Genomic DNA, 13,085 nt, shown 5'->3' on the forward strand with positions numbered 1-13,085 from the left:
TATCGCCCTTGGGGTTTACTTACCTGCGGTCTCGTAGGCGTGGGTCAGAGTGCCCAAGCCGGGGGTAGTCTTCACGTCAGTTGTTCCACGCGAACCAGCGCCGGGAACTTCACCGACGCCGCCAGCAATGAAGGACTTAGCGAAGTCGTCCGCGTCAGCCTCAAGCTCTTCCTTCGTGGAGCCCTGCAATCGCAGCGCCGCCTTCAGGTCAAGGCCCTTAGCCGCCGCGACCTCGTACCGAAGCAGCTTCGATTCAAGGCCCGAAATGGTTGCGCCCTTTTCGCGGTCGGACTCTTCCAAAGCAGCAGCCCGCTCGGCGGCTTTCTGCTCGGCGGTCTTGCTGGACTCTTCAATTTCCGCGAGCCTTTCAGCAAGCGGGGAGAGTTCAGCGACCTTCGCGGAGTTTTCCTTAGCGCGGGCTTCCCATTTGCGGGCTTCCGACTTCCAATCCGTAGCGTCCTGTGCAGGAGCCTCGGCGGTATCAGTAGCGGTGGTTTCAGCCGCGGACTGCTCTGAAGCGTTTTCGCTCATTTGTGCTATCTCCCGTGCGGGTAGTTGCCTTCGGGCCGTGCGGCCTTCCAGCGTTTGTTAGCCGCCCATCGACTGACGGGCGGTGATCTTCGCCGCAGCGTCACCGTTCACGATGATGTTGCGGAAGTCGTTTTCAGCGGCGGCGGCAAGCTCGGGGGTGAGTTTCCCGCGCCCGTAGGGGTTCCTGCCGGCGCTCACCGCATCCCAGTTCGCTTTAGCGTCGAACACGCGGCGTTCAGCAGCGGTCATAGTCGCCCGCAGCGCAGGGTTGCGCTCACCGGTCCTGCGCGCCTCTAGGATGGCCTCACGGACGCCCACTCGGGTCCCGCCTCGCCCCAGCGCGCCGAAGCCCTCAGCCTGCCCACGGAGGACGCCGGAAGGGTTCTGACCGCCAGGCAGGATGTACCCGTTACGCTCCAGGAGCCGCAACGTGTCGTCACGCGACAGTCCTTGAGAGTAGATACCTTCGGGAGTGAGCCTAGGTTGCCGGCCACGCCCGAAGTTCCCGGCCCGCGTAGTGCCTTCCCGCGTGACCAAGCCGCCCGGCTGCATCCCGCGCCGGGAGTTGACCACTTGGAAGATGTCACCACCGTCACGAATCGCCTGCGCGCCGGCAGGAGTAAAGGACTTATCCTGATCTGCCTTAGAGAGGCCGTGGAAATACTCGTAAGGGTCAGTGCTGACATCCTTAGCGCGGTTCTCCGTAGACGGGATATGCCGGCAATCGCACCGCGGATGACGTTGAAAGCCCGCGTTCCAGCGGAAAAACTTACCCGCCAGAACCACGCAGCGAGGACACGACGGAACCGACAACATCCGCACATACCCAACACGCGGGCGCGCCACAATATCCACAGAAGCAGCAGCCCGGCCCGTATCAGCAACCATCGTCTGCACGTTCCGCTCCAGCACGCCACGCCCAGACCGCAACGCAACACCAGGAGACGCGCCCCCGGCAATCGCCGCCTTCACCTGAGTAACCGGCGAATACAGCAATCCCGACAGGGAACGCCCATCAGGGGCCGAACCGACAAACCCGGAAGGATCCACAAACGACGCAGGCGCCGAATAGGCACCCTGCGCCGCCAGTGAAGAAGCCCCGTACCCGGCCCCAAGCTCAGCAGCCCGGAACTGCACCTGCTCAATAGCAGGCTGTAACCCAGCCAAAGACCGAACCCACGAACCCGTAAGATCCGCCGGGTTCAACTGCCGCCAAAACCTGCGGCTAATACCCAGGGCGACAATCTCAAGCTCACGCATAGCCCGGTCATACTCAACAGCGGCATCAGGGAAGCCCACACTAACCGCCGATCTTGGCCGCCAGTGCGTTTATACCCGCGTCCTGCTGAGCCACATCCGAATTTGAGTTATCCACCCATTCCTGAACCTTCGGCGGGGTAGCATCCGGCAGCATAGACCAGGCATCCTTACGAGACATGCCCGACGTGATCAGCTTCCCAACACCGTCCACGATCTGCGCGAACGACTGAATCTCCGAGCTGCCCCAGATAACCTCAGCCGCCACGTTATCGCCGGACTCACCACGGGAACGCGCCGCCAGTCGCATAACAGACTCCAGCGACTCGCCCGCCGCCATCTTCAAGTCAGTGATGAGTGACTGGAACGTCGATTCAGCGCCGGCCATACCGTCGCCGGTCAGGTTCGCCATTTTCGTCAGCGAATACTGCGGCGGGATCTGCCCCGTACTGAAGAACGTGTTCAGGAACGTGTCGTAAACCTTGATGTAGTTATCGAGGTTCGATTCCGGCAGGTCAAAGACCTTCGTATCAACACCAGGGAACACCAAAGCCCGGTCAACGCCCAACCGGCCCGGAGTATTCAGCACCGGGAGCGGCTGACCGTTCAAGTCCAGCATCGGCGTACCGTCAGAGTTCTTCCGAACAATGACGTTGCCGCTCTTATCCCGCGCAACAGGATCGAAGCCGGTAAAGACGCGCTGACGGTAAGCGGAAAACTGCATCGCCAACAGAGTGTTAAACCGGATTGTGTTGATTGCATCCTGCTGCGGAACCAGCTTGTCAATCGGCGCGTGAGGAACACCATCCGCGTCAACATTGAAATCGAACGTCACGAACGGCAACCCGCCAAGGTTATGCCGACCACCCAGCGACAGGGTCCAATCCTTATCGCCCTTAGCCTGCGTGAACTGCACCCACTCGGCATCCGTGTAAACGTAAGCATTCAGGACGCCATCAAGGCCCGCGATCTGCTTGACCGCAAACAAACCCTCAAACGGGTCATCCGGGTTCGGCTCAATCCAAACCCGCTTACCATTCTCAGGGCGGATCTTCGGCGTCTTCGGCGTAGCCTTCACAGGCGAAACAGACATGATGCCGCGGCCATGAATATACATCTGCTTGTAGACGATCTTCTGACGAGAATCCAGCTTGTTAGGCTGCCAAATCTCATTCCAGGCCGTCAGGTCAGCACTGTCATTCTGACCAGTCCGGAAACCATCAGCCTGCATACGCTGAACCGGGGCGTTCATCGCAATCTCCAAGAAATTAGCGATGGACTGCTTCTGCAACGACGTGTACTCCGTATTCACGCCCTCAGGCGCGAACGGGGCATCCTGCCGGCCCTCAACATAATCCTGACGGCGCTGCCAAGCCGGAGCCTGAGCGCTCAACCGGTTCAACCCGATCTCCAGGTAGTTACGTGCGAGCTTGGCGTCCACGCCACCACCTCATTCTTTAGTTGAAGCCATACACCGCATTAGAAATACGCGAGTTTGACTGGTACGCATCCGTCCAACCCTCTTCGCGGGCGTCGGAAGCAGCCGTATGCGCAAGGATGCGCGCCATAGCGGCGTCTATCTTCTGATGATTCGTAGGTTTGATAAGCACATACTGCTGCCCCGGCTTAGCGGCCTTACGGGCATTCGCAAGATGAAGCCCAGCGATAGGGCAGCCGTCGTGACTGATCCGCTTAGTAGCAAGGTCAATCTCAAACCGCTTAATCTCCGCGTACATGGCCTTGATCCGGTTCGTAGCCCACTCGAAAACGTGATTCTCGCCGTACTTCAGCGACCAATCACCAATCTCCGAATACCAGTCCTGCGGGTCACAATAGAACCGCTCCACCCGGTAGCGCTCAAACAGTTCATCAACGGCCGCGTGAACCTCACCGCGGGGAATCTGACCGCCCCACTCAGCAGGGTTCCAAATCGCCGGGCGCCTATCCGGGCCGTAACGCGGGGTAAACGTAAACCCGTCAATCGTCTCAGCCTGGAGAGCCGTGTAATCGTCATTCTCGGAACCGTCAAAACCTAGGCAGATAGCGGTACCATCATCAGGATTCGGAAGCCACGGGCGAGGCGTAAGCTGCATCCCACAAACCATCCTTCAGCCATGCGCCAGAACCAGACACCAGACGGTTACCAAAGAACCTCTCAGCCTGAGCCCTATCCGTCTCCATCAGCTCCGCAGCCTCACCCTCAATCGAGTCAAGGTTCACCCACGGCGAGCCCTCATAAACGAAACGGTGAATCCTAGCCCGGTCACGCTTGTTCCCGTAGGACAATTCAGCGGGAGGCTGCCGGAAGAACTTGAAAACATCCTTCGACTGTGACTCAAAAGTCCGCTGGGCCGTGGAGTTCTCCGCAGGATCCCAAGCATTCGTCGTCTCAATCGTCCGGCCGCCCATGCCGGCAGCGCCACGGCGCTGCGTCTCAGCAACCTTGATCATCTTGTTTGTCTTCGTGTACAGGCCAGACTCATCCTGAAAAGCAAACGAAATAGGGTTACCAAGCTTCGATTGAGCGTTAGAAGTAACCGCGTCAATCCGGTCCATATCCTCATCGCCGGACTCGCCAACAATGCGGATAAAATCCTCACGAATCAGCAGCAAATCAGCCAGCGGACCAAGGCGAATCATCGCCTTCAAGGGCCGCAGGATGTTATCAACCTGATCCTCAGACGTGGCCGTCAACTGAATCAGCGGAGATGGGTGACGGATACCCTTCGGCTCGCCGTCCAGGTACTCATACGTCCAACCACACGAGCAACCATTAGCGGAGCACTCGTACAACTCGCCAACCTGAGCCCAACCATTAAAAATGACCGGGCCGACAGCCTCACCAGTCGTCACAGCAGCCGCCCAAGGACCCTTGCCGGTCTTCTGAGGCGCCACAATCTGCGAACGCCGATAGACAAACGCCTGATTCAACATAGGCCGCTCGGGAACCCACACAGCATCCGACCGGACACGGTAATGGTTCGCCGTACACCAAAACTGCCAATCAGACTGCCGAAACTCAGAACCACGCGAAAACCCATCAGGCACTCGGCAATGATGAGCTATCCAAGCGTCAAGCAAATCGCCCAACGTAGGAAAATCAACGAGAAAACCCTCAGCCGCCGCCATTAACAGCCCTCAACCTGCGAGCCGGCGCAGCCTTAGTTTCAGGAGCAGCCTTCGTGGTGCGCTTCTCAGTGACCTCATCAGCAGCAATAGCCCAGCCATTCTCACGTAGCCCAGCCGGCGTCAAACCAATCTGATCACCCAGCCGATGAACCTGACCGAGAAACGCAGCCGGCACATCACCCTCAGACCGCACAGACCAGCGGCAATACATCGCCACGGTCCGGATCCGCCAAGGCTCAGCAGCCCAAGCCGCAGCCTGAGGAGTCGCCCACAGCTCGGCCCACACTTCCCGCTCCCGGTCAGTCGCATCCGGCAAGTCATAGACCGGAACATCGCCCGTGTAGCCCTCAGAAGGCAGCGCAGTGAACTTCAAGCCCCGAGAGTCAGAACGGCCAGACCGAGGATCCGCCGGAGGCCCAGAACGATTACGAGAACCACCCTTAGTCATGGTGCCCTCCTTCGCCATTCTGGAAACTCTGAACCCTGCGGACCCCCGAGAGACCTCACCGGCGGTCTGGCGCGGCGGTGTCGGTTTGGGGGTGCCCCCCACCCTTGTCAGGTCGGTCAGAGGTGTGATCGTCGCCCTGCTGCGGCGCGGTTGCAGCGGTCGCGGTGCTCGGGTCCGTTGTACTTAGTGCGGTCGTTGTCGTCGTGCCCTAGGTCCCAGGGTTCGCCTGGTTGTATGGGTTCGTTGCATCGTCCGCATAGGACGCCGCCTCTTGCGACCTTGGGCGCCCATTGTTTGCGGAGTGCTTGGTGTTCGGCGCCGTATCCGCGTTGGTTGCTGTTGCCTCTGACTTTGTCTGCTTCGGCTTGGTGCTTGGTGCAGTAGCTTGTGGTTGCAACGACTGGGCATCCGGTCTTAGCGCAGATGCGTTTAGCCCTTGCCATCTAGTCGGCGGCTTTCAGGTAGCCGTCCTCGTTGCCCCAGAGTGTTTGGGTGAAGTAGGTTCCGTCATCGATGCATAGTCTTGCCCGGCATTTGCCGCAGGTTAGCCAGTCGCAGTTGGGGGAGTCGCAGTGTGGGGCTGATCGGGTTAGTGATGCGGTGCAGCAGGGGCAGGCTTCAGTCACGCTGACCTCCCTGGTGTTGGAGTGTGGAGCTACTGGTCGATGGCCGCGTTCTCAATTGTTGGTCGGCTGGACGTTCGCTCAGTGGGGCGTCAGGGCCTTGCACCTGACTAGGCCGGCTTGGTTACCGATACCCCTTGTGCCGTCTGCGTGGGGGGTCGCGACGGGCACGTCACCTGCTTACGTGAGCTGGGGTCTCGACCAGCCGTCCTCGCAGGTAGTTCTATCCGGCTGCTTAGGCCAGCGGGTAAGTCTTCTTGGCGAACTCATCCGCCTTCATTGCCCACACCTTTTCGGGGGCGTGGTCGAACCGGTAGCTAACCGATGCGGGCGAAGCAGCAACGACTTCGCCCGTGCTGTCTGCACCAAAAACCCGGAAGCGTTCACCTTTGTTGATCGTCATGATTCCCCCTGCTTTGTTTTGGGCAACAAAAAAGGTCCGAACCATCCGACGGTCCGAACCTATTTAGCAGACAACTCTGCCTTCAATTTGCCACACTATCATTAAGTGGTGTTGATTACTACTTCTGTGCTCGCGTGTCGTGCCATGCTGCAAGGACTTCGTGCGGGTGGTAGGTCGGCAGCGGGTCACGCTCAACCGGCCTGAGTTTCCCGCGCCGCGCCCAGTCCCTTACGTCCATGCTGGTGATGGTGATCTTCGCGTGCTTCCTCAGCCATGGGAGTAGTTCGCGGGTCGGCATGGGTGGTGCTGCTTCCCTGAGTCGTTGCCGGTTGGCGTCGTGGTTGATGACAGGTTCTTCAGGCCCCCAAACCAGTTCCCGAGCTTGTTTGACCCAGATCCTGGCCATGTGGAGCCATTGCCCTGCGTCGGGGTAGTCGTGCGCGGCTGTGTGCGCCCGCTCAGGGAGTTGTTGCAGCCACGCCTGTAAGAGCATCGCGTCTAGGCTTCCGGGTGGCTTAGAACCCGCGTGACCACCCGTTGAACCGGCGGCAGGGTTACGGACCACAGCGGTACCAGCCCTGACACCGGCCAGCATCTCGATAAGCGCCGGCACATCCACAAGTAGGGCGTCCAGTTCCACGATGCAGGCGGTGCAGAGGTAGAGGCTTGTCGCTCGGCCGCAACCCTCAGTCGTGCAAGTCATGCTTCCTCCAGTTCGGTGATGGTGAGGACTATTGCGGGGTCACCTTTACCGCCTTGACGTAGGTCTGGGCCGATGAGGTGGGCGTTGGTGTCGTCGGGTATGAGCCCGTAATCGACCAGCCCATCGATTGCCGCTTTGAGGGTAGGCAGCAAGTTATGCGCGTCGTAGGCCCGGTTCGTGGGTTTGATGACGTGCGCGACGATATGCACCCGGCCCAGGTTGCGGGGCAGGTCAGCGGCCATCGCGTTAGTCAATGCGAGCGTCCGCCAATGCTTCGTCAGTTGCGCCTTCTTCGCCCAATGATGTCTTTGGTTCAGGTTTAACATCGGGACCGCTGATGCCACGGTTAGCGTCCAGGTGCGGGCGGTCATGCGGTGATCGTTTCGCGGGCTTTGGTGAGGGTCACGTCGCGTTTGTTGACCATGCAGGAGAACAGCCGGTAGTTCCCTGTTGCGCGGGTGTGCCAGGTGATCCGGATCGTGTCGATATCCTTTGACCGCTTTGCCTCGATGCTGATGAACGGTGAGTCTCCGGTGTCTTCGCCGTGCTGCAAGACGAAAGACCAGCCGTAGTCGAGTAGTTCGGTTACGACGTCGGCCAGCTTGGCGGGGTAGGTGAGCGTTGTCATCCCTGCTCCTTAAAGTCGTGAGCCCCAGACTTGTCCGGGGCGTGGTGGTTGGTGGTGGGGGCGGTCATGCGGCTCATATCCGGCCCCGTGCTTTTAGGTCGTTGATGCGTTCTTGTCGGCCTTGTTCCATGAGCCGGTCCCACTCTTCGGGGTTACGTTGGCGCCAGGAGCGTTGAATCTTGCCGTCCTGGGCTTCCAGTTCGCGGCGGGTTTTTGGGACCTCTATGGCCCTTGTGCTGGCTTCCTGGGAGGCTCGTGCGTTGAGTGCACGCTTCAGGATGGAGCCGGGCTGTGCTTGCTGCCCCGGATTGGCCCGGTAGTGGGCGACGACGGCGGCTTCTGCTTCGTCGTAGGTGATGGGCTCCATGGAGTGTTGCCAGATGTCGGCGGCGGCGTCGTTGGCCTGGACGAACGGGTCGAACTGGTTTATCCAGATAATGAGGCGGGTTGTTCCGATGAGGTCCACGGGTCATCCTTCGATTTCGAACATTTGGGTTTGGCGTTCCTGTTTGGCCTGGGCTCGCTGCATGAGTTCAAAGCCGGCCTGTAGGCGGACTTGGGAACCGGTGGGGCGCATCCCTGCCGGCGCGTTCTTTTCGGGCAGTGGGCCGTCTTCCCAGCATTTGCCGTTGAGCCATGTAGCAGGGAGTTTGGTGTATTGGGCTTCGCGGTTGGGGTCTTCGCGGTATCGGATGGCGCCTTCGACCAAGGCCTCAGCGGTTGCTTGCTTCCTGGCTTTGGCGTAGGCCTTCTCTGCTACGCCTTTGGATTCTTTGCGCGGGTATTCGAGGTACCAGTCGATGAACTCGTCCTGCGGAGCTGGACAAGTCTTTTTCCCCTGTTCCTCTGTTCCTCTGTTCCCCTGTTCCCCTGTTACAGGCGCGAGGGTTTCGGGAGGGCTCGCGACACTCTCGCGAATTTCTGACTCTTTGTAGTCAAAAGTCCCGTCAGGACGCGGATTTCTGCCCTTGCCAGGCTTGTCTATTCGCTGCGCTGACTCCCAGAACGATATGTACAGCAGGTTGTCCCCGCGGGCCTCGTATCGATGCACTAAACCGGCTTGGTGTAGCTCGGTAATAGCTTCGGACACCCTCGCGACAGTCTCGCGAGGGTTAGCGAACATGTCGCGAGGGAATACGTCGGTGACGATAAGTTCGATGTCGTCCACTCCGACGCCGTTGTCGTCCACGTAGGATTCGAGGCCCTTTAGGACGAGTCGGGCGTCCCAGGATACTGACGCGATCCTGCGGGATTTCCAGAACTCCGGTTTGGTGCCACGGATCCTCATGGGGACCCCTCCTTTCGTTTAGCTTGCTTTGTTGCCGGTCAACTGTCGGCGTCGTTTGTCGTAGCGGGCGGATTCTTTGGCGGCTTCGATGAGTCCGTCTGGTCCGCCCCAGATGATGGGCGGTTCTGAGAGTTTGCGTGCTGCGAGGACGAGCCTGTTACGGGCTTCCTCGGCTTCCTTGGTGGCTTGGATGCGGCGGCGTTGCAGGGCTGCTACTTCTTGTTCTTCGGCCCTGAGTGCGGCGAGTTCGGCTTCGGCTTTTTCGACGGCTGCTGCGGCGATCTGCTTTTGAATGCGGAGGGCTTCGAGGTTCTGTTTCGGGGCGTTGCGAATGTAGGCCATTACTTCTTCTGTCCTTTCATGGCTCGGCGGATTGCTTCGTTTGCGGTTGGATCGGCGTGTGTTGCGGCGCTCCCTGCCAGTCCGCCGGGTTTCCGTTCGTCCCAGTGGCATGGGCATGAGCGTTGTTTTCCGCAGCAGTGCGGTGTCCAGCAACACGAGCGGGCGCACGGGGTCATCCGTAGGTTTCCTGTTCTTGTTTGCGTCTGGCGCGGTATTCGCGGCAGGCGTTTTTGTTCGCTTGCCTACAGGCGTCGTCGATGGGCTCTTTGTGTTTGCGGTGTCGGGCGTAACCTCCGGGTGTGCCGCAGGGTGAGGGTGTGTTGTTGCGTGTGCGGCGCGGCTTGTCGTGCTGCCTGGGTGGTCGCTTGGGCTTGGGTTTGGGTTCGGGTAGGGGTTTGCGTTCGGTGTCCGCGTCAAACACGGTCCCGCGGTAGACGTAGGCCATCAGGTCCTTCCTGGGGATGCAGCAAGGGGCGCCCCGTGTTGGAGCGCCCCTTTGCTGGGTTGGTTATCGGTTGTCGAGTGCGGCCCGTAGATCCGCTAACGTAATCGGTTGTGGTTCGCGGCAGTCGTGTTTCTCGGGCCTGCCATGCGTGACGGTCAACTCCCCGCCGCACCGGTAACAGTCAGTCAGGAAGGACAGTTGCTCGTCGCGGGGCTTCGTGCGGAACGCCATGACTAGAAAGCTGGCTCGTTGGCCGGACCAGAACCCCAGCCGCCTGCGTTGGCCGGCTGCCCACCCCATCCACCCTGTGCGGGCTGCTGAGACGGCTGCTGCTGGGACTGTGCGGGCTGGTTGCGGGGCACGAAACCAACTGAGTCAGCCACGACATCCAACGATTCGCGCTTCTCGCCGTTGTGTTCGTACTCGCGGGTGGACATGCGGCCCGTGACGATGACCTTGCCCTTGCCGCCCTGTGCTGCGATCTGCGCGTCCGTGGCTTCGGCGAGGTAGCCGAACAGGGTCACGTTGAACCAGGTTGTGCCGCCGTCCACGTACTGCCCGGACTGGTCCTTGACACGGGCGGTTTCGGCTGCGGAGAACGACAGGCGCGGCTTACCGTCCTGGCTGAACTTGAGGCCCTGAGACTTGCCAATATTGCCGGTGAAGGTTACTGATGCCATAGTTACGCTGCCACTTCCTGCTGGGTGTACTTGTTGAGGTTGTCGGGGTGGAAGCCGTGCCAGTGGAGGTCGGTTTCCGGGTCGCCGTTGGAGACGATGACGACGGGCACGCCTTCATAGCCCAAGGCCTTGATGGCTTCGAGGTCAGCCGGTGACGTGGTGACATCAACGGTCGAGTAGTCAACGCCGCGCTTGTCGAGCCAACGCTTAGTAGCGCGGCAGGGCTGGCAGTTCGGCTTGGTGTAGACGGTGATGGTCACGCTTTGTTTTCCTTGCTGTGGTTGTTGACGTATTCGAGGATGTAGGCGGGGGCGCCTTGTTCTGCGAGGTAGGCGTGGTAGGCGTCGATGGTTCCGTCCGCTGCTGCCTTGGCGGTGTTGGTAGCCACTAACTCGGGGATCTCGCCCGGTGCCAACGCGGGCGCGTCGGGGAGGGGCTGCACAGTGTAGGTAACCCGCTTACCCCTCGTGGCTGTCAGCTTCAGGTTCAGCGGGCCGTCAAGGTGGGAGAGCGCGGCGATGCGGATACCACCCACCGCTTCCTTACCGAAGCGCACGTTCGGATCATGGAAGAGCTGCACGCGGCGCCCGACCCATGCGTCGGAGTCGTCGCCCCATGCAGTGAGCAGAACGCGCAACATGGTCAGCGGTGGACGCCATACCCTGCTCTCGCCCGCCAGGTCGATGTCATACTTTTGTTCCGCCGCGCCGTTCTTGACGCCTGCAATAGCAAAGACCCTCGGGCCTTGCAGGAAGTCCTCGGCGTTCCATTGGTCGGAGCGTGGTTCTGCGGTGATTTTCATAGCTTCAACTCCAGTTCTTCGATGCCCAGTAGGTCTTCGGTTTCGTAGACCGCGTAGTTGGGGAGGCTGATGGGTTCGACGGTTGGGTAGCCGGGCCAGTTGCCGTTATCGGAGCATTCGCGGTAGATCCGCTTAGCCCGGTCGTTGAGTGCCCGGCCTAGTTCGATGGCTTCCCAGTCAAGTTCCACGACAGACACCAGGTAGGGCGCGGTCTTTTCAACCAGGATGAAACCGAACGGCAGATCTTCGCCGGTCAGCGCCTTCACGCCATCAACGTAATGCGCGTTTGACTGGTGATAGCCGTAGTTGTGCGCCGTCTTGCCGAACTCTTTCGGGTCAGCGTTGATCGTGGTCTTCAAGTCCCAAAGCTTGCCGGGCTGCCATGCGTCCGGGCGGCATTTCAACGTAACGTCTTCCTCCTCCCAAAAGACGGACTGTTCCGCCTTGTGCCCGGTCAGTGCAGCCCGTGCGATGGGATGCGCCATGACTGAATCGCGCATGGCCCGGATCCCGTCCATTTCCTTCTTGGTCAGCGGGATCAAGCCGGCGGCTTTGGCTTCGTCCGCCGGGCCGGTCCACTTGGCGCCGCGCTTGTCGGCTACGTCGATGACCTTGACGCCGGATTCGTCGCCTTCGAGGATCAGCGAATGCGCCACGGTTCCGATGTCGTAGGCGTCCTTGCGTACCGGGTGGTCGCGTTCCCAGCGCCAGTGAGCTGGCGTCCGGGTTGCGAGCGTCTTGAGGCTAGTCGAGCCCAGTGCGGCATGTGCGTGGTACGCCTGATTGGACAGTTCCGGGATGATGTATGGCTTCTTAGGCACTGGCTGCCTCCTTGGTGGCTGCGTGGCGGTAGGTTTCGACTTCCCAGGCGTACTTCCGCTTGGTGGCCGCGTTTTCCCATAGGTGGTAGGTGTAGCCGTAGTGTGTTTCGATGCCCTGGTAGGTCCAGCGCCGGTCACTTTCGGGCAATAAAAAAGGACCGTTTTCGGCGGTCCTCATTCTGGTTTCGAGTTCGTACATGTCACGTCGTGGCGGTTGAGATGTTGGATTGCACACCTTGTTCTCCTTCGTGGTGGCAGTCGGTGCCGGTGAGGATTTGTTTGATCGTGGCGATGTCGATCACCCATGCGCCCATCATTTGTTCGATAGCGAAGACGGCGCGGAGGTTGCGCTCGGCTGATTCACACATACGGGCTCCTTTGCCGGCGTGGATACTGGGTTGCGGTAGTCAGGTTGACGGACACTGCGGCTCACGAGGTGGCCCTCGTTTTCGCTGCCTGGGTTCGGAGCCATGTTGCGGTCGTGTTGGCCTCTGCTGAGTAGGCGCCATACCGGACAATGTCTTCCAGCCCATATTCCTTGCTGGCTGTCATTTCCTGCATGGTGTTGTGGTAGGTGTCGGATCGCTGCTTGAACCGCTCGGCAGCCTCACCCAGTGCTTCGGCTTTGGCGTCGGCCACCAACCCAAACCCCGCAGCAGACAGGGCCTGCGCTTGGTGCCACTGGAGGCCCTGATATCCAGGCAGCCTATCTACCCCAGCGCGTTCGTCGCCATTCCAGTAGCCGCATCGGCAGGTCACGCCAGACGCTACGGACATGCCCGTTGTGGGCTGGTGCGCCCGGATTACTTCAGCTATCTGCTCGGCGCTCACACTGTCTCCTTGGTGTCGGTTTCCCATTCGCGGGGCCTGTAGTGGGGCATGGGCGGGAGGGGCTGGGAGTAATCGAACACCACGCCGGTTGTTTCGGCCTGGTTCGTCAACAACTCAAACCGGGCCGTCCGACCAGCAGCGTCCGCCGTTATCG

19 protein-coding genes are annotated in these 13,085 nt (G+C 60.2%); all 19 read right to left on the reverse strand.

Annotation, left to right across the window (positions count from 1 at the left end; all coding sequences use genetic code 11):
* Window positions 1-15: 15 nt before the first annotated feature.
* Window positions 16-531: a hypothetical protein gene (locus Q9R31_RS18470; protein ID WP_311264168.1), complete on the reverse strand. Its 516-nt coding sequence runs from the start codon at window positions 529-531 to the stop codon at window positions 16-18.
* 57 nt (window positions 532-588) lie between these two features.
* Window positions 589-1,791 (reverse strand): hypothetical protein, encoded by a 1,203-nt coding sequence (locus Q9R31_RS18475; RefSeq protein WP_311264169.1) that lies wholly within the window; start codon window positions 1,789-1,791, stop codon window positions 589-591.
* A gap of 40 nt (window positions 1,792-1,831) precedes the next feature.
* Window positions 1,832-3,229 (reverse strand): phage portal protein, encoded by a 1,398-nt coding sequence (locus tag Q9R31_RS18480; RefSeq protein ID WP_311264170.1) that lies wholly within the window; start codon window positions 3,227-3,229, stop codon window positions 1,832-1,834.
* 16 nt (window positions 3,230-3,245) lie between these two features.
* Window positions 3,246-3,881: a terminase TerL endonuclease subunit gene (locus tag Q9R31_RS18485; RefSeq protein WP_311264171.1), complete on the reverse strand. Its 636-nt coding sequence runs from the start codon at window positions 3,879-3,881 to the stop codon at window positions 3,246-3,248.
* On the reverse strand, window positions 3,844-4,836 hold the full coding sequence (locus Q9R31_RS18490; protein WP_311264172.1) for a terminase: 993 nt from the start codon (window positions 4,834-4,836) through the stop codon (window positions 3,844-3,846). Before Q9R31_RS18490 ends, Q9R31_RS18485 begins: the two co-directional genes overlap by 38 nt.
* A gap of 1,387 nt (window positions 4,837-6,223) precedes the next feature.
* The gene (locus Q9R31_RS18495) at window positions 6,224-6,391 is read right to left on the reverse strand and encodes a hypothetical protein (protein WP_311264173.1); all 168 of its coding nucleotides are present in this window, start codon (window positions 6,389-6,391) and stop codon (window positions 6,224-6,226) included.
* 118 nt (window positions 6,392-6,509) lie between these two features.
* Window positions 6,510-7,094, reverse strand: a complete 585-nt coding sequence (locus Q9R31_RS18500) for a hypothetical protein (RefSeq protein ID WP_311264174.1) — start codon at window positions 7,092-7,094, stop codon at window positions 6,510-6,512.
* Window positions 7,091-7,465 (reverse strand): hypothetical protein, encoded by a 375-nt coding sequence (locus Q9R31_RS18505; protein WP_311264175.1) that lies wholly within the window; start codon window positions 7,463-7,465, stop codon window positions 7,091-7,093. Before Q9R31_RS18505 ends, Q9R31_RS18500 begins: the two co-directional genes overlap by 4 nt.
* Complete coding sequence (locus Q9R31_RS18510; protein ID WP_311264176.1) at window positions 7,462-7,722, reverse strand: hypothetical protein; 261 nt, start codon at window positions 7,720-7,722, stop codon at window positions 7,462-7,464. Before Q9R31_RS18510 ends, Q9R31_RS18505 begins: the two co-directional genes overlap by 4 nt.
* 73 nt (window positions 7,723-7,795) lie before the next feature.
* Entirely contained in the window at window positions 7,796-8,188 is a 393-nt protein-coding gene (locus tag Q9R31_RS18515) for a hypothetical protein (protein WP_311264177.1), read from the reverse strand.
* Between the two features lie 3 nt (window positions 8,189-8,191).
* Window positions 8,192-9,010: a hypothetical protein gene (locus tag Q9R31_RS18520; RefSeq protein WP_311264178.1), complete on the reverse strand. Its 819-nt coding sequence runs from the start codon at window positions 9,008-9,010 to the stop codon at window positions 8,192-8,194.
* 18 nt (window positions 9,011-9,028) lie between these two features.
* A complete protein-coding gene (locus Q9R31_RS18525; RefSeq protein ID WP_311264179.1) occupies window positions 9,029-9,520 on the reverse strand; it encodes a hypothetical protein in 492 nt (163 codons plus the stop codon).
* Between the two features lie 510 nt (window positions 9,521-10,030).
* Entirely contained in the window at window positions 10,031-10,477 is a 447-nt protein-coding gene (locus Q9R31_RS18530; RefSeq protein ID WP_311264180.1) for a single-stranded DNA-binding protein, read from the reverse strand.
* A gap of 2 nt (window positions 10,478-10,479) precedes the next feature.
* Window positions 10,480-10,737 carry a glutaredoxin domain-containing protein gene (locus tag Q9R31_RS18535; protein WP_311264181.1) on the reverse strand — a complete coding sequence of 86 codons (258 nt, stop codon included), beginning with the start codon at window positions 10,735-10,737 and terminating at the stop codon, window positions 10,480-10,482.
* Window positions 10,734-11,279, reverse strand: a complete 546-nt coding sequence (locus Q9R31_RS18540; RefSeq protein ID WP_311264182.1) for a hypothetical protein — start codon at window positions 11,277-11,279, stop codon at window positions 10,734-10,736. The genes Q9R31_RS18535 and Q9R31_RS18540 overlap by 4 nt, the downstream gene beginning before the upstream one ends.
* On the reverse strand, window positions 11,276-12,100 hold the full coding sequence (locus Q9R31_RS18545; RefSeq protein ID WP_311264183.1) for a PD-(D/E)XK nuclease-like domain-containing protein: 825 nt from the start codon (window positions 12,098-12,100) through the stop codon (window positions 11,276-11,278). Before Q9R31_RS18545 ends, Q9R31_RS18540 begins: the two co-directional genes overlap by 4 nt.
* Window positions 12,093-12,248, reverse strand: a complete 156-nt coding sequence (locus Q9R31_RS18550) for a hypothetical protein (RefSeq protein WP_311264184.1) — start codon at window positions 12,246-12,248, stop codon at window positions 12,093-12,095. Before Q9R31_RS18550 ends, Q9R31_RS18545 begins: the two co-directional genes overlap by 8 nt.
* A gap of 52 nt (window positions 12,249-12,300) precedes the next feature.
* Window positions 12,301-12,468, reverse strand: coding sequence for a hypothetical protein (locus tag Q9R31_RS18555; protein ID WP_311264185.1), 168 nt, complete (start codon window positions 12,466-12,468; stop codon window positions 12,301-12,303).
* Between the two features lie 61 nt (window positions 12,469-12,529).
* A complete protein-coding gene (locus tag Q9R31_RS18560) occupies window positions 12,530-12,931 on the reverse strand; it encodes a hypothetical protein (RefSeq protein ID WP_311264186.1) in 402 nt (133 codons plus the stop codon).
* Window positions 12,932-13,085: the final 154 nt, after the last annotated feature.

It is taken from the genome of Pseudarthrobacter sp. BRE9 (assembly GCF_031844305.1).
Lineage (GTDB): Bacteria > Actinomycetota > Actinomycetes > Actinomycetales > Micrococcaceae > Arthrobacter.

Coding starts and splice junctions, on each gene's coding strand:
- Q9R31_RS18470 (WP_311264168.1), bottom strand. CDS start 531: ATGAGCGAAAACGCTTCAGAGCAGTCCGCGGCTGAAACCACCGCTACT.
- Q9R31_RS18475 (WP_311264169.1), bottom strand. CDS start 1,791: ATGCGTGAGCTTGAGATTGTCGCCCTGGGTATTAGCCGCAGGTTTTGG.
- Q9R31_RS18485 (WP_311264171.1), bottom strand. CDS start 3,881: ATGCAGCTTACGCCTCGCCCGTGGCTTCCGAATCCTGATGATGGTACC.
- Q9R31_RS18495 (WP_311264173.1), bottom strand. CDS start 6,391: ATGACGATCAACAAAGGTGAACGCTTCCGGGTTTTTGGTGCAGACAGC.
- Q9R31_RS18500 (WP_311264174.1), bottom strand. CDS start 7,094: ATGACTTGCACGACTGAGGGTTGCGGCCGAGCGACAAGCCTCTACCTC.
- Q9R31_RS18505 (WP_311264175.1), bottom strand. CDS start 7,465: ATGACCGCCCGCACCTGGACGCTAACCGTGGCATCAGCGGTCCCGATG.
- Q9R31_RS18510 (WP_311264176.1), bottom strand. CDS start 7,722: ATGACAACGCTCACCTACCCCGCCAAGCTGGCCGACGTCGTAACCGAA.
- Q9R31_RS18520 (WP_311264178.1), bottom strand. CDS start 9,010: ATGAGGATCCGTGGCACCAAACCGGAGTTCTGGAAATCCCGCAGGATC.
- Q9R31_RS18530 (WP_311264180.1), bottom strand. CDS start 10,477: ATGGCATCAGTAACCTTCACCGGCAATATTGGCAAGTCTCAGGGCCTC.
- Q9R31_RS18540 (WP_311264182.1), bottom strand. CDS start 11,279: ATGAAAATCACCGCAGAACCACGCTCCGACCAATGGAACGCCGAGGAC.
- Q9R31_RS18555 (WP_311264185.1), bottom strand. CDS start 12,468: ATGTGTGAATCAGCCGAGCGCAACCTCCGCGCCGTCTTCGCTATCGAA.